The 15,324-nt window shown below is 43.6% G+C and carries 14 protein-coding genes; 10 read left to right on the plus strand and 4 right to left on the minus strand.

Annotated elements, in window-relative coordinates; genetic code table 11:
* Nucleotides 1-91: 91 nt before the first annotated feature.
* The 7 genes from SPSPH_RS05580 to SPSPH_RS05610 all read left to right on the plus strand — a co-directional run bounded on the left by SPSPH_RS05580 (nucleotide 92) and on the right by SPSPH_RS05610 (nucleotide 5,798).
* Entirely contained in the window at nucleotides 92-1,564 is a 1,473-nt protein-coding gene (locus SPSPH_RS05580; RefSeq protein WP_075754024.1) for a protein adenylyltransferase SelO, read from the plus strand.
* A 217-nt stretch (nucleotides 1,565-1,781) separates the two neighbouring features.
* A complete protein-coding gene (locus SPSPH_RS05585; protein ID WP_075754026.1) occupies nucleotides 1,782-2,276 on the plus strand; it encodes a hypothetical protein in 495 nt (164 codons plus the stop codon).
* Between the two features lie 322 nt (nucleotides 2,277-2,598).
* Nucleotides 2,599-2,910 (plus strand): hypothetical protein, encoded by a 312-nt coding sequence (locus SPSPH_RS05590; protein ID WP_075754028.1) that lies wholly within the window; start codon nucleotides 2,599-2,601, stop codon nucleotides 2,908-2,910.
* A 257-nt stretch (nucleotides 2,911-3,167) separates the two neighbouring features.
* Nucleotides 3,168-3,731, plus strand: a complete 564-nt coding sequence (locus SPSPH_RS05595; RefSeq protein ID WP_075754030.1) for an acyloxyacyl hydrolase — start codon at nucleotides 3,168-3,170, stop codon at nucleotides 3,729-3,731.
* Nucleotides 3,732-3,872: 141 nt separating this feature from the next.
* Nucleotides 3,873-4,001, plus strand: coding sequence for a hypothetical protein (locus SPSPH_RS05600; protein ID WP_255430463.1), 129 nt, complete (start codon nucleotides 3,873-3,875; stop codon nucleotides 3,999-4,001).
* 184 nt (nucleotides 4,002-4,185) lie between these two features.
* A complete protein-coding gene (locus SPSPH_RS05605) occupies nucleotides 4,186-5,346 on the plus strand; it encodes an MFS transporter (protein ID WP_075754032.1) in 1,161 nt (386 codons plus the stop codon).
* Nucleotides 5,347-5,438: 92 nt separating this feature from the next.
* Entirely contained in the window at nucleotides 5,439-5,798 is a 360-nt protein-coding gene (locus SPSPH_RS05610) for a cupin domain-containing protein (RefSeq protein WP_075754034.1), read from the plus strand.
* A 74-nt stretch (nucleotides 5,799-5,872) separates the two neighbouring features.
* Here SPSPH_RS05610 and SPSPH_RS05615 read toward each other — a convergent pair whose 3' ends face one another.
* Nucleotides 5,873-7,561 carry a methyl-accepting chemotaxis protein gene (locus SPSPH_RS05615; protein WP_075754036.1) on the minus strand — a complete coding sequence of 563 codons (1,689 nt, stop codon included), beginning with the start codon at nucleotides 7,559-7,561 and terminating at the stop codon, nucleotides 5,873-5,875.
* Between the two features lie 51 nt (nucleotides 7,562-7,612).
* The gene (locus SPSPH_RS05620; RefSeq protein WP_075754038.1) at nucleotides 7,613-7,870 is read right to left on the minus strand and encodes a hypothetical protein; all 258 of its coding nucleotides are present in this window, start codon (nucleotides 7,868-7,870) and stop codon (nucleotides 7,613-7,615) included.
* Nucleotides 7,871-8,313: 443 nt separating this feature from the next.
* On the opposite strand from SPSPH_RS05620, the gene SPSPH_RS05625 reads away from it, so the two are divergent.
* The gene (locus SPSPH_RS05625) at nucleotides 8,314-8,994 is read left to right on the plus strand and encodes a response regulator transcription factor (RefSeq protein ID WP_075754041.1); all 681 of its coding nucleotides are present in this window, start codon (nucleotides 8,314-8,316) and stop codon (nucleotides 8,992-8,994) included.
* 116 nt (nucleotides 8,995-9,110) lie between these two features.
* Here SPSPH_RS05625 and SPSPH_RS05630 read toward each other — a convergent pair whose 3' ends face one another.
* Both SPSPH_RS05630 and SPSPH_RS05635 read right to left on the minus strand, forming a co-directional pair.
* Complete coding sequence (locus SPSPH_RS05630; RefSeq protein WP_075754044.1) at nucleotides 9,111-11,054, minus strand: ATP-binding protein; 1,944 nt, start codon at nucleotides 11,052-11,054, stop codon at nucleotides 9,111-9,113.
* Nucleotides 11,055-11,505: 451 nt separating this feature from the next.
* A complete protein-coding gene (locus SPSPH_RS05635; protein WP_075754046.1) occupies nucleotides 11,506-11,835 on the minus strand; it encodes a helix-turn-helix domain-containing protein in 330 nt (109 codons plus the stop codon).
* A 172-nt stretch (nucleotides 11,836-12,007) separates the two neighbouring features.
* Here SPSPH_RS05635 and SPSPH_RS05640 point away from each other — a divergent pair, with 172 nt between their 5' ends.
* Entirely contained in the window at nucleotides 12,008-12,670 is a 663-nt protein-coding gene (locus SPSPH_RS05640) for a GGDEF domain-containing protein (protein ID WP_075754048.1), read from the plus strand.
* Between the two features lie 411 nt (nucleotides 12,671-13,081).
* Nucleotides 13,082-15,127, plus strand: coding sequence for an OPT family oligopeptide transporter (locus SPSPH_RS05645; protein ID WP_083945420.1), 2,046 nt, complete (start codon nucleotides 13,082-13,084; stop codon nucleotides 15,125-15,127).
* Nucleotides 15,128-15,324: the final 197 nt, after the last annotated feature.

The following is a 15,324-nucleotide window of genomic DNA, read 5'->3' on the forward strand; positions in this document are numbered from 1 at the left end:
AAATATCCGGCACTCAAGCGGGCTGTCTTGTATTGGTATAAAGAGCGGGTAATACTAAATACAACAGACTAACAGACGCAAAGGAGATACGATGATGGAGGAAAATGCAATAGCTGAAACAGGCTGGAATCTGGACAACAGTTATGCCGGCCTGCCGCAAGCATTTTTTAGCAGCCTTAATCCAACCCCTGTACGCTCACCTAACCTGGTGTTGCTTAATCATCCTTTGGCAGCATCCCTGGGTCTGAATGTCCAGGTACTGCAAAGCCAAGCTGGCGTGGCCGCACTTGCCGGCAATCGTATCCCTGACGGTGCTTTGCCGCTTGCTCAAGCATATGCGGGTCATCAATTCGGGCAATTTACGATGTTGGGAGACGGCCGGGCGCTATTGCTTGGCGAACAGATCACTCCCCAGGGTGAACGGTTCGATATCCAGCTCAAGGGTTCAGGCAGAACTCCCTATTCCCGCCGGGGTGACGGGCGTGCGGCACTTGGACCGATGCTGCGTGAATACATTATCAGCGAAGCCATGCATGGGCTGGGTATTGCCACCACCCGCAGCCTGGCGGTGGTAACAACCGGTGAGCCGGTGCTCCGCGAAACCGCACAGCCTGGCGCAATTATGACCCGTGTGGCGGCAAGTCATCTACGTGTCGGGACTTTTCAATATGTTTCGAACTGGGGTACCCTTGAGGAGCTCCGGGTTCTGGCTGACTATACCCTAAAGCGTCATTTTCCCAACATTGAAACCGATGGGAATCGATACCTTGTGCTGCTCCGGGAAGTGGTCAGGCGTCAGGCGCTACTGATTGCCAAATGGCAACTGGTGGGCTTTATCCACGGAGTAATGAATACCGATAACATGACCATTAGCGGGGAGACCATTGATTATGGCCCTTGTGCCTTTATGGATACCTTTGATCCGGCGACCGTCTTCAGCTCTATTGACGTTCAAGGCCGCTATGCCTATGGCAACCAGCCGCAGATTGCCGGGTGGAATCTTGCTCGCTTTGCTGAAACCCTATTGCCGCTGCTGCATGCCGAGCAAGAGCAGGCTGTTAAACTGGCCCAGGATGCGATTGCCGATTTTGCTGAGTTGTATCACCGCAATTGGCTTGCGGGAATGAGAGCGAAACTGGGAATAGCTAACCAAGAGGCACTGGATACGGCTCTCATTACCGAACTTCTCCGTATCATGCAGCAGTATCGTGCAGACTATACCAACACCTTCCTGGCGTTAACTTTTGCAAAACCGGAAGATACGGTCCTGTTTGGCACCGCCGAGTTTGCTCAGTGGTATGAACTATGGCAGGCGAGACTAGGCAGGCAGCAAGAATCAAAAGCGGCCGCTGACCAGTTGATGCGCAGCCACAACCCTGCGGTAATTCCTCGCAACCATCGTGTCGAAGCCGTACTGGCAGCCGCAGGGCAAGGAGATTACAGCCCGATGCACCGGTTCCTGGATGTCCTGGCAAGCCCTTACGCACACTCACCGGAACAAGCTGCTTACTCCAAGCCGCCTGAGCCATCAACCCTTCCTTATCAAACCTTTTGCGGTACCTGATATGAGTTAAGATGAGTCAAGAGACGGCCCCCTTGAGTCAGGGAACGGTTCTCTGACTCATTTTGTATTTTTGAAAAAATGTGATAGGCATACTGATTCTAAGAAAAATCTAAAAATTATCAGGTAAAATTTTCTTAGTAGATAATTATATGGGTAAGTTACTTACCTCAAAAAAAAGAGCTTGGTAGAACAGTTATAATTTAAAGGAGGAGTTACAATGAAAAAGAGTTTACTTATTTTAGGGGCGTTCGTTACTTTGAGTGCAGGGACGGCTTTTGCCGCACCGCTTAACAATCTGGATAACGGACAAACGGCAGTGGGGGTAAGTGGTGATACGGTCTATATTGAACATAAGCTTGCAGACCGTTTTACGATTGGCTATCAATCCATTGACCGTGATTACTATGGTGATATGAAAGACTTTTATGGGCAATATCAGTTTTCTAATAATCTCAAAGGCATAATTGGCCACCGGGATTTTGATTATAATGATTCATCCATGTATCTCGGCCTGGGTTTGCAGGGGCCGTTGGCGCCAAAGCTTGATGGTTTTGCTGCTTTCATAGCTGGTGATGAATTTAACGAAGTACAAGTAGGTGCCGGCTATCAAATAGCTGCCAATGTTGATCTTAATCTTACATACACCAATTTCATGCCTGATCATGGCAGGGATAAAGATGAATTTGCCATTGGTGCAACCCTTAAGTTTTAAAGCCGGACGGGTGTAGTAATCTATACAACAAATCCACCGTTCCCTACACAGGGACAACGGTGGATTTATTGTTCCCCTTGCCGGTTTATCCAAGGTTCAGGTAAGCGGATAAGTCCTTGGAAGGGATCACTGGGGATATTAAAATAAAGATTTCGCAACCGGCTCGTTGGAACTATGGGGGACAGGTTATTAAACCTGTCTTTTTAAAATCATTGAAAATAATTATCATTGGTGTTAGAATATAAATATCGTTACAATATGCTTTATGAGTTCAGGCAGGTTCTTGGTTTTTTCGTAAAATAATATGAGGAAGTGTTAACACATGTGTACTTCGTGTAATGCAGCATTCACAATATTTTCTGTTGAAATTGTTACAAAAGAGCCGGTTAGTACAAATACGGAATTATATAAGGAAATGGCTCGCAGATTATTTCAAAACAAAGTAATTTCAAATCTTCACGTTGGCAACAATAAAGCCTATACTGTTAATGACAGGCAAATATTTGGGTTCGATCTTCATTTGGCTAATGCCAATAACCCTCTTACGGTAACTCTTGCTAATATTGAGAAGGCACTGAGCGGGGTCCTGGACGATTTTGAGGACTATGATGAGCTGAAGATAGAACTGAATTAAATGTTACAGCTAAGCATCCTGCGGGGTGCTTTTTATAATTTTTTCAATGAATATCGGAGAGTTCGTGGGAGGCGGAAGCGAAAGAATAGGAGAAGCCCATATTTTTAATTGCAGCTATGATAATTTAACAGGAAAAAGCATATGAAATACAGAATATTAATTATAGCCATGTATCTTTCGCACAGAAAGTTATGGTTATTTTTGCGTAATGGCAGCTATATAACTGCAATATAGAATCAGCAGGGGAGTGGCGTATTGTGCGTAGATTAATTTATTTCATAGCGATCATTAATTTTTTTCTGATTTGCCTGCCGGCAAATTCATATTGCTATGCGGCCGAATCCAAGCTTGAGCTGAACTGGGATTACCTGACTCCACACTCAAGTGACCGCGATCTTGATACGGTATCACTACATATACTAGAAAAAATTTCTGAAAAAAAGAATAAGTCCATTTATAGAGGCATTACAATAACCCGGCCGCGCGGGGATGTAACCTTAAAGTACCGAGAGCCTCAAGACAGTTCCGCGGTCGGCATCGGGCCTATTTACATGATTCGCGATGAAAAATATCACTCAGGCAAACTAGCGGCAGCATTAGAGATGAGTGGCGGCGTTATCCTATATGATAAAGTATTTCCCGCCGGAGGAAGATATTATAATTTTATGTGGCGGATTGGACCGACATTCAGTTATAAAATCAGTGAAGACTCTTCACTGAATCTCGGATATATGTTCATGCATGTTTCTAATGGTTTTAAAACCCATAATCCCGGGTATGACGCCCATGGAGTTTCCTTTGGTTTTGTAACAAAGTTCTAATTGCCACATGCGTGCAATTGCACCTGGATAGGATTGTATTAAAAAAGTATTGACCTTTACCGGTAATCAGTGTATATTTGAATTACTAAATAATAGAAGATATTAATTGACACAACAACAATAGTGGAAGGGGCGGGGTCATTGAAAAAAGAAGATGATAAACGTAAAGTTGAGGAAGTTTTGGTTTGTGAAGAATCACGTTGTGACAGTGAAGATACCAGTTGCCCGGAACACTGTGAACTAGTTGAAAAGAATGTTCCAGAAAAATAGAATTTGACTATAAGCTGCCTTTGAAACAGGCAGCTTTTTTTTGTTTTGGGTAAGGCAGGATATTATTCTTTTGCCGTCATTATGATATAATTAGAAATTAACTATAGAACAAATGATATGGATATAGGCCGAACAATAGGATACCATGCTTTTGCAAATGCTGGTATATTAAAGGGGGGTAACAATGAATGAATTTAGCTTGCTCTCAAGAAACTTTGTTTTAGTTTGTCTTTCCGGCTTTTTATATTTCGGCAGCTTTTACTTATTACTGCCGACAATCCCGCAATTTGTAGCAGAATTGGGAGGAACAACAAGTCAGATCGGGATCGTGGTCGGAATTTTTACTATGGCCTCTGTTATCTTACGACCCTACTTCGGCAAGCAAGCCGATGGCTACGGCCGGAAGAAAATGATGCTATTGGGTGCCGGCTTTTTTTCATTACTATTTGTGCTATATGGGCAGATACAACAGGTTGTTCCGTTGTATGCATTGAGAACATTTCATGGTATTGCCCATGGTTGTTATTTAGCTGCCGCCTTTGCTTATGTTGCAGATTTAGCCCCCCATAACCGGCGCGGAGAAGTCATGGGGGTTTATGGTGTGGCCAATGTGGTGGCGATGGCACTTTTCCCTGCCTGGGGTACTATGATTATCGCGACAACGCATGATTTTTCTCAGTTATTCCTCTATTCTTTCCTTACCGCCGCCGCAGGCTTTTTAGCCACTTGCTTCATTGATGAAATCAGGCCGGAAGCCGGCAATAAACAAACCATCAGTATTTGGGCAGTTGCCCGCCAAAAAGCGGTTATGGTTGCTTCAATGACTTTTTTTGCGGCGGCCACTTTATATGGTGCAATAATCACCTTTTTGCCTGTATATGCACCCAAACAGGGGATAGTTAACTTTGGCGTATTTTTTACAACCTACGCAATCTTTACGCTAATCAGTCGGGTATTAGCCGGAAAGCTGTCTGACCGTTACGGACGGCGGAAAGTAATTCTTCCTTTCCTGGCGCTTTTGGCGATAGCCGCTTTTCTACTGCCATTTTTAGAAAGTGTAGAAATGCTGATTATAATAGCCGGGTTCTTTGGGTTGGGATTTGGTGCATTTATGCCTGCACTCAACGCTTTTGTGGTAGACCGGACATTACCTCATGAGAGAGCAAGCGCACTGGCTTTTTTTACTTCGTTTATGGATATTGGCATTACCACCGGGGCAGTGATACTCGGAATTGTCGGAGAGTACTGGGGATACGGGATAATGTATGGTGTGGGCGGATGTATTATCTGTTTAGGATTTATCGGGTTTTCCCTTGGCTCAAAAGAAGCACAGCGCAATATATAATCAAATCCTGCATCCATATGATAATGGTGCAGGATTTTTATTTCCATAATCGAAGGTGTTAGAGATTGCATAAATAGATGGGAGTGTAAACTATGGAAAAAATAGTTCTTGCAGAGAAATTTAATCTTTTTACAGAGCATTGGAGTCCTAAAATTGTCGCTGAATTAAATGATTCCTATATCAAGCTGGCCAAATTAAAAGGAGAATTTGTTTGGCATCACCATGATGAAGAGGAGGAACTGTTTTTTGTTGTAAAAGGAACATTATTAATAAAATTCAGGGATAAAGAGGTATTGCTGAATGAAGGTGAATGTATTGTCATTCCCAAAGGCGTTGAACATCTTCCTGTTGCAGACGAGGAAGTGCATGTAATGCTTATTGAGCCGAAAACAACGTTAAATACTGGTAATGTGGTAAATGAAAGAACAGTTAAAGCCTTGAACAAAATATAATTCGTAAACAATATGAAATCCAATGAAGTTTTAAAAACTTTATTGGATTTCATATGTTTTTTGTCTCTAGTTAGTTATACCCTGAATTTTCTGATGGTTTCATTAAGAGCAGTAGCCAATTCTGCCAGTGCTTCTGCGCTGCTGCTAATTTCGCTCAGACTGGCGTTCTGTTCTTCAGCTGCCGCTGCCACTGTCTGAGTGCTGGCATTGGTTTTCTCTGATACTGTGCTGATATTCTGCACATTGGCTACAATGGCCTGCATACCTTTGGCCGTCTCTTCAACGGCATGGGTGATCTGTTCCATACCGGACTGTGTTTGTGCCAGTTTTTCAACAATGGCTTCAAACCCTTGCTCGGTTTCTGCGGCAGCAAGTTTTCCGACCTCAACCTCTGTATTCGCCTTATTCACCACATTAACGGAAAAATCAATATCTGTGGTCATCTGGCGGATGATTTCTCCGATATTCCGGGTTGCATCAGCACTCTGTTCCGCGAGTTTCCGTACCTCTTCCGCCACCACAGCAAAGCCCCGGCCTGCCTCACCCGCACGAGCGGCCTCTATGGCAGCGTTAAGAGCAAGCAGATTGGTTTGACTGGCAATATTGCTGATTACAGTAATTATATCCTGTATTTTTGCAGAGCCGGCTACTAGTGAATTAGCTACCTCTTTAATATCCTGCATTGAACTTTCAATGGTTGTATTTTGTGCAACCATTTTCCGGATAAGCAGCATGCCGCGATTGGCATCGGCAACCGCCTCCTGTGTACCATGATTTACCTCGGCAGCGCTGGCGCTCATCTCCTGGGTGCCGGCGGTTACTTGCTCAATGACAGCCGATATCTCTGTAATATTAGTGGTATTCTCGGATGACCCTGCCGCAATCTGCCCGGTAGTATCGGCAATGATCCCGGAGGTGCGCAACTGTTCTTCCACCGTTGAGGTCAGTTCCTCACTGGAGGCCGCCAGTGTATCGGCACTATTTCTAACATTATTAACAATATTCCGCAAGGCGTTTTTCATAGTGATAACGGCTTTTGCCATATCGCCAATTTCATCATTGCGGGTTGAAGCAACATCCGGTGTGCTGATATCCAGACTGCTCACAGCCAACAATTCGTCGCGCAGTATATTAACCCGTGTGGCCAAATTGCGGCTGTACCAGATAACCAGTATAATCGTCACAACAATGACGGCTATGCTGAAACCGATAACAACCCTTAACACCAACTCCTGCTCCTGGTTCAAAAGCTCTACGCTTTGGTGGCGAACCTTATTTTGAATGTCAAAAGCGACCTGAAACTGTGTATTCACTTGTTCTGTTTTTTCCCTGGCTGCAATTATGGCCGCATCCATCCCAGGGTCCTTGGTTTGTTTCATGATAATTATTCTTTTCATATCGTCCACATAGGAAATCACGTCTTTTTCTAATTTTTCCGCCTCTCGTTTGGCTTCCGGTGAATTTACATCTTCCTTAAACTGCTTAATGTCGTTCAAGCTTACAGCATACTTATCCAGGGCAGCTTTTGCGTAATGTTCTTCACCATAGCTCATATATCCCCGGTATTCAGCCACTCCGCTGTGAAAATGGTCTTGAGCCCGGAGCAACTCTACGGTTCTTGCTACAGAACCGGTCAATAAATCCTGATAGTTCACCATCGCCGACTGAAACTGATAAATGATAACCCCCAGTAATACGGCTAAAAATGTAAGGACAATCCCAAACATTGCGCCTAATTGGCTTCTAATTGTTATACGTGTCATTGTTTTCCTCCTCTTTATACCTGGCACCCGGATGTAGCTTTGTACATACCTTTACAGCCGCCAGATTTGAAAATTTCCCAGACCTGTTACCAATGTGGGCTGCTTAGCTTCTAGTTCAGATATTTTAATAATTTCATCAGCAATTATTGTTATCTGAATTCCATCAACATAGATAAGTAGGGAGCTCTGCCTACCTAAATCAGACAGTTTACCCAATTTTGTGTTCCCGATGATTCCCTTAACATATTCAACAGGCACTCCATATTTTGCAGCCCCATATTTGAATATTAATAGCTGTACTTTTTTCACTCTTCTCCTCCTTTATAGTCTTAGGACACATTACTGGCTAAACCCTAGTACCCTGTGTCACCTAAAGGCATGGCTTATTTTGCAGTCTTTTTCCGCACGGCGGAGTCGGCGTCGCCTTACACATGTCCGAGATGCGAGGCTTTTACGCCTGTATTGCGAAAAAATTCTCGGCGACTAATCTCATGTTTAAGTGACGCAGGGTACTAACTTTTTCTGTCAACCCACAGCTACATAATAAAGCAAACGGCAGCAACTAACATCTATCGAAAGTTATACGTCAAAAATAATAAATATTATATGAGACTCCTTTATTTACTTGCTTTTTCCTGGTATTTTACATAATCATAGAAATCTATCGAAAGTTAGAGGAAATATCGGCATCAATGTAATATAATTATTAGTTGCCGTTATTTTTGCAGGTCTGTTTGAGAGGAGGTGACGCGTTGGCTCATCCAGCAGTTATTACCCGAATCTTGATCGTCGATGATGATGAAAAATTTCTTGCCTCCATGCGGCGTATAATGCAAGGGTATTTCGAAATAGTTACAACCAAGGACCCCATCCAGGCCCTGAAGCTTTTTGAATATCAGGGGCCTTTTGCAGCCGTAATTTCGGACTACCGTATGCCGTTGATGAACGGCATAGAGCTTTTCGCCAGGCTGCTTGCTTTGGATACAAACGTTCAAAGAATTATGCTCACAGGCCACGCAGAGCTGCAAATGGCTATTGATGCAGTAAATCATGGCAAAATTAACGCCTTTCTTACTAAACCTACCCCGGCAGTCTCTATCAGGTCGGTTATTGTAGAGGCCATCCGGGCTTATAATCGCGATGCCGGTAATGTCCTCTTGTCCAAAGGCAATCCGGAAAGCCATACCAGAACAGCACTGCCAGAAGCTACCCTGGAAAATTATGACCCGCTAACAGTAAAAGAAAAAGAAGTTCTCGCCTTGCTGGCAAGGGGCTGTTCCAATAGTGAAATATCGGCAAAGCTTAATATAACTGTCGGCACGGTAAAAAGCCATGTAAGCAATCTTTTCGGAAAATTAGATGTAAACAGCCGCTCCAAAGTGATTGCAAAATCGATAACGCTCGGTCTAATCAAGAACGAACTTACCGAGTAACAATACTATAGAAAAGACAACCTTTATTTAAAGGTTGTCTTTTCTACAAATGTTCCGGGATCAATTATGCCAGGCCGCATTGCTGCAGCAGGCGCCCCGAAAGGGTGCTGCCAGCATTAGACACCGCCGTATTTCATGGGTAGTTTTACAATAAATATTGTTCCTGTGCCCTGACCGCTTTCAACCAATATTTCGCCTTTATGGTGATTAGCAATAATATCATAGGAAATACTCAGGCCCATTCCGCTTCCCTGCCCGACAGGTTTGGTGGTGAAAAACGGGTTGAAAATATTATTTAGGTTTTCCGGGGCAATGCCGGCACCATCGTCCTGAACAGAGCAATAGGCAAAAACCTCATCATGCCAGGTGGATACGGTAATAGCTCCTAAACCGGTAGTATGCTTGTCTCTAATAGCCTGTGCGGCGTTAACAATGAGGTTAAGCAATACTTGGTTAATTTCGCTGCCAACAGCTTCGATAACCGGTAGTTTTCCCAGCCTTTTTTCTACACTGGCATAATATCTGATCTCATTCTGGGCGACTAATAAAGTGCTTTCCAGTCCTTCGTTCAAATCATAAGGTTCGGCTACTTGCTGATTGATATGGGAGAAGCGCCGCATTCCTTTGACTATTTTGTTCATGCGATCAAGCCCTTCGATGGTATCCTTAAACAGTTCCGAAAAGTCATTCAGGATATAATCCAGGTCTTTGTCCTTTTCATGCCAGGCTATCTGTTTCAGTTTTGCTGCTACTGCCGCATCATCTATGGCGGGAAGTATCGAAATCAGCTCCCGGTATTGGGGTATTACACTGCCGAAAGCCGAAAAATATTGCTCCAGTGTCTCAATATTGCTGGTTACAAACCCCAAAGGGTTATTAATCTCATGCGCTACCCCGGCGGCCAGTTGCCCGATACCTGCTAATTTTTCTTGCTGGGCCAGCCGCTTCTGTGCATTTTCAATAGTTTCTAAAGCTGCCGTAAGTTCGTAATTTCTTTGTGTGAGTTCTTGGTTGGCGGTAAACAGTTCCTGGGTTCTTCTCACCACTTCAAGTTCAAGATTGTCCCGGATTTGCTTTAATGCATTCTCTGTGCGCTTTTGCCGGCCGGTAATAATGAGCAATATCACAACAAAAATGCTTATTACCACCGAACTGATACCGGCTATCCGGTAATAGCTGCTAAGTCGCTTATTCACGTCACGGAAAACTTCTTCTTCACTAATGCCTACCGACACCACAAAGGGATAGTCACTTAAGGCCCGGTAACTATGAAGTCTTTTGACTTTATCAATGGAACTCGTTGAAAAATAGTTCCCCGCTGTGCTGACTGCCAGTTGCTCCATTAATGTGCTGTTGCTCATATCCTGTCCAATAGCCGAAAATCCGCCAGAGTCCCGCGCCCGCACGATCCCGTCCCGGCCTACCAACGTAATTGTGGAATCTTTACCTAAATTTACTTGTTTATAGAATTTTGTAAAATACCCCGGATCAATAGAAATAAAGGCAACTCCACCGAAGGAACCGTCAGGCTTATTTATCCGCCGCGTCATTTGAAGGGACCACTTGCCGGAGGCGTGTCCCAATACCGGTTTACTGATAAAGAGCTGGCCGCTGTCGGCAGTCTGGTGAACCTTAAAATTCTCACAGTCCTCTAGGGAGGACGGAAGAAACCGTACCTGGTCGCTTACCGCCAGATCCCCCTGTTCGTCAATCACGCTCAACAGCACGAAAGGCTGGCTGGTAAGTCTGCCTTCTTTTATATACTGAGGAATATCAATACTTCGGCCCTCTTGTTCATATTGATATTTTAAAAATAATACCGTCTGATCTATGCTTTTAATTGTACGTAACGTATGCTCTTCAAATGCCCGGGCAAAATTGGCCGTATCTTTGAAGGCACTGGCAATTGCGAGTTGCCGCTCGTTTTGCTCTTGGTAATACAGGCCTGTCCAGAGGAATGAAAGCAAACTAATGCCAAATAAAATAATGATAGCACGAGTACTGCATATAGTTAAATTTACAGACAATAGAGAACCCGGATTTAGCCTTTTCAATAACATGCATGGCACCTGTTAACCTCAATAACAGCCCACTCCGTGATAACAAATTTTTTATATATAACCGGTTGCTCAGACCGGCTTCCGGCCCGGGCTTTCCGGGTACTGAGGGAAGGGGGGGCCGTAGGATAAAACAAAGTATTTTTACACGCCCTTTCACGTTAATACATTACCTTAATATGCTGCTTCATTAACGTCATACTGTAAATTATACTGTAATTGGTGCCAAAGAGATATATAGGCGGGAAATCCCTGTAAGATAATTTGTCGAATAACTGCTAAGGACAAGAAAAAGTACTGAAGCGATAAGATCGCAAATTTAAACCCAAAAAGCGATATCACATATTTGCTGTGATATCGCTTCTTTGTTTACCTGGGCAAACCATAAATCTACCGCTACATTCTCCATTCCTGTGTATTTTTGTACCTGCATTGAATTACTGAACAGCATTACTCATTGTTTATACTTAGTGATGAGTTTAGCTATATCAATTATTAGTTGACGCTGCTCTGGTGGAAGGTCTTGCAGAAACTGGCTTATATCAAATTTCAGATAATCCTTTGCAGAATAGGAAACACCGGTAATAAAATAGCCAGGGTTAGTGTCTAGCAAATTTGCTATGCGTATTAGCATTTCAAGACTTAATTTCGTTTTGCCGTTTTCTACTTGGCTAATATACACGGGTGAAACTTCCAGATTCTCAGCCAGTTTTTCTTGTGTAAAATGTTTTTGTTTGCGTATTTTTTTTATTCGTTGTCCAATGGTATGGTAATCAATATACATGCACATCACCCAACTTAACTATATCAATGGGAAAGAGTGTTTACATATAGTTATTGCTTAATATTAAGTAATACGTTAAAATTAATGAATAAATTAATATTAAGTCTAGGATTTTGTTTGGATAGATAGTAAAACTCTCTAGTGTTCAGGGAAATAGAGGGGGCCAGTCTAAGTGTTTTATAAGCATGCACGCTTTATACTTAGTATGCTTGGAGTAGTGATCGGCATAACAGGATATTATTTGCAATTATATTGTCCGGTCGGCCATGAAAGAAGCTTGTTGTGGATCGGGAGTACCCTGGTCTTTTCCATCGGAGGATTTATAATTGGCAGGATCATCGAAACGTTGAGTATTCGTTCCCATACCGATTATCTAACAGGCTTATGGAACAGGAGATACTTTCATTTGAAACTGCGCGAGATAGTAGACCGAATAAATAAAGACAAGGGCCAGTTGTGTATCGCCATGATAGATGTGGATGGCTTCAAGAAGATTAACGATTTGTACGGTCATGTTACTGGTGACGTACTATTGTGTGGCATTGCAGCAATTTTAAAAGAAGGCACCAGCAATAATGATATTGTTATCCGTTTGGGTGGTGATGAATTCGCTGTTGTTTTTACTGAAACGAACTCTTTAAAAAATGCTCTTGAAATCATGGAGAGAATTCGCCGCAGGGTGGAAAACACTTTTTTATCATATCACCTGACCATCAGCACCGGGATTATTTCGCTGGAACAGGAACAGGATGTAAAAGACCTTTTAATTAAAGCCGATCAAACTTTGTATAAAGCAAAGGAACAAAAAAATGCGGTTATAGGTTATAAGTGGTAACTGACTATGAATAGCAGCCACCTGATTGTTCACATTGATAACCGCCCTGTTAAAAAGTCTCAACCCAAACTCGACGGGGTTGAGACTTTTTTAATAGGAGCCTCATTGGCAGCAAACGGAAGGTTAACTTATTTTGCTTACAGCTTTACATCTGACAGAACAAAATGTGTTTTTTCTAAGAGGACAAAAGTAAAATAGTTTACCTGAGGTAAACATTTTACGGAAAATTTGAAGGAGTTTGCACAAATATATAGAAAGTTACCGAAGTTGGAATTTCGCGGATGCTTTCAATTTCAGTATAGCTGGGGACAATGAGGTGATAATTACGGTCACAGCAAGAGCAGTGGCTAATAAATAGTAAAGTGCAAGGTTAGTTTATATAGTGAGAGTATCGGAGAGGAAGTGCAAGGGTTGAAACAGGTAGATTTCATGAGTCATGACGTGAATCTCCCTGAACTTACGTTTAGGGGCATGTTGCTGGGAATGGTGATTACTATCATCTTTACAGCATCAAACGTTTATTTAGGATTAAAAGTCGGACTTACATTTTCGTCATCCATTCCGGCAGCCGTTATTTCTATGGCGGTTCTGAAAATGTTTAAGGATTCCAATGTTCTGGAAAACAATATGGTTCAGACGCAAGCTTCGGCAGCAGGGACTCTTTCTGCAGTCATATTTATCATTCCCGGCTTGCTAATGATCGGATACTGGCAAGGGTTTGCTTTTTGGCAGACATTGATGATTTGTGCGTGTGGCGGCAGCCTGGGTGTTTTGTTTACCATTCCTTTACGCCGGGCAATGATTGTTAATAGTGACCTGCCTTATCCTGAGGGCCTGGCAGCTGCTGAAATCCTGAAAGTAGGCAGTGGCAACGCCGCCGGGACCAAAGAAAATGGCGCTAAAGATATTTTAGCCGGCGGTTTTGTTTCGGCTATTATCAGTTTCTGCACAAGTGGCTTCCAAATTATTTCCTCAGAAGTGCACTACTGGTTTTCCTTGGGTAAAATTACTTCCCAACTGCCTCTGGGCTTTTCTACAGCTCTGCTGGGAGCCGGCTATTTGATCGGTATTGCCAGCGGTATGGCAATTTTAGCAGGTGTTATTTTGGCGTGGGTTGTATTTGTACCTTATCTGACCTCGGTGCTGACACCGGCAGCCGGACAGAGCGCCAGCGCATTTGCGCAAGCCGTGTGGGCGCAAAAGGTAAGGCTTATCGGTGCCGGTACCATCGGCATTGCCGCAATCTGGACGCTGATTACCTTAGTTAAGCCAATCCTTGAAGGTATGCGTATTTCCATTGAAGCTATGCGTAAGTCGGAAACCGGGAAAAACCTGCACCGTATGGACACAGATATGTCGCCGAAAGCGATCGGTATGGTGCTGGCTGTCATTATTGTCGGTTTGCTGGGAACCTTTTATTCCTTTATTGCCGATGCCCAGCTGGCTGCAAGTACTACCTGGATTTTTGTTATTGCCGGCGTTGGCGTTGCGATTGGTATGGGATTCTTTGTGGCTGCTGCCTGTGGTTATATGGCCGGTTTGATTGGTACTTCGGCCAGTCCGATCTCCGGTATCGGTATTTTGGGGATTATTATTTCCTCTCTTGTCGTATTGGGAATCGGTTCGACCGTCAGTCTTTTTGATACGGCAATGGGAACTAAATTTGCTATTGCTTTGGCGATTTTTATGACCAGTGTTATTGTCAGTATCGCCGCAATTTCCAATGATAATCTGCAAGACTTAAAGACCGGTTATCTTGTTGGCGCCACCCCGTGGAAACAGCAGGTAGCCTTGCTGCTGGGCTGCATCATCGGCGCTTTTGCGATTGCACCTGTATTGAATTTGCTGTATGAAGCATACGGCTTTGTCGGGGCTATGCCGCGTGCCGGAATGGACGAAAGCCAGGTTCTGTCCGCGCCGCAAGCAACTTTGATGGCTACGATTGCAACAGGTATTTTTAGCCATAATCTGGACTGGAATTACATTCTGTTTGGTGTGGGTGTCGGGATTGTTGTAATCATTGTCGATTTACTGTTGAAAAAGGGAACGGCCAAATACTGCCTGCCGCCGTTAGCTGTGGGTATGGGAATCTATTTGCCGCCTACACTGGAAACACCGCTAATTTTGGGTGCCGTTATGAGCTATTTTGTAACCCGGTATCTGCGTGACCGGGCACGTGAACGGAGTCCGCAGCATGTCGAGGAAGATGTGGAATTTTGCAACCGCCGCGGTGTGCTGTTTGCATCCGGCCTGATTGTCGGTGAAAGCTTAATGGGGGTTATTATTGCCGTTATTATCGTATTTTCGGTAACCAGTGGCGGCAGTGACTCGCCGCTGGCGCTTGTAGGCAAGGACTTTGCCCGGACTGCCGATTGGTTAGGTTTGCTGGTATTTATCGGCATGATTGTCATGTTTATTCGCCGGATTATAAATGTAAAGTTTGAAGCGGATAAATAGCAGGCAATAGGATGAAATAAAAAGCTACTGATAAGCGATTAGCGGGAACTTCTGCGAGGAGGTTCCTGCTAATCTTTTTTTACGGTGGGACAAGGGGACAGGTTCCTTGTCCCATTTCTCTACAACTTAAAAAAATTGTGAAACAACTGTCAATCTATAATAAGCTACATATTATGTAATAGGTGTCCCTATTAATA

Origin of the sequence: Sporomusa sphaeroides DSM 2875, assembly GCF_001941975.2 — a bacterium.
GTDB classification, from domain to species: Bacteria; Bacillota; Negativicutes; order Sporomusales; family Sporomusaceae; genus Sporomusa; species Sporomusa sphaeroides.

Bases quoted from the DNA above. Each gene is read 5' to 3' on its own strand.
- SPSPH_RS05580 (WP_075754024.1), top strand. From the start codon at position 92: ATGATGGAGGAAAATGCAATAGCTGAAACAGGCTGGAATCTGGACAAC.
- SPSPH_RS05585 (WP_075754026.1), top strand. From the start codon at position 1,782: ATGAAAAAGAGTTTACTTATTTTAGGGGCGTTCGTTACTTTGAGTGCA.
- SPSPH_RS05590 (WP_075754028.1), top strand. From the start codon at position 2,599: ATGTGTACTTCGTGTAATGCAGCATTCACAATATTTTCTGTTGAAATT.
- SPSPH_RS05605 (WP_075754032.1), top strand. From the start codon at position 4,186: ATGAATGAATTTAGCTTGCTCTCAAGAAACTTTGTTTTAGTTTGTCTT.
- SPSPH_RS05610 (WP_075754034.1), top strand. From the start codon at position 5,439: ATGGAAAAAATAGTTCTTGCAGAGAAATTTAATCTTTTTACAGAGCAT.
- SPSPH_RS05615 (WP_075754036.1), bottom strand. From the start codon at position 7,561: ATGACACGTATAACAATTAGAAGCCAATTAGGCGCAATGTTTGGGATT.
- SPSPH_RS05630 (WP_075754044.1), bottom strand. From the start codon at position 11,054: ATGTTATTGAAAAGGCTAAATCCGGGTTCTCTATTGTCTGTAAATTTA.
- SPSPH_RS05635 (WP_075754046.1), bottom strand. From the start codon at position 11,835: ATGTATATTGATTACCATACCATTGGACAACGAATAAAAAAAATACGC.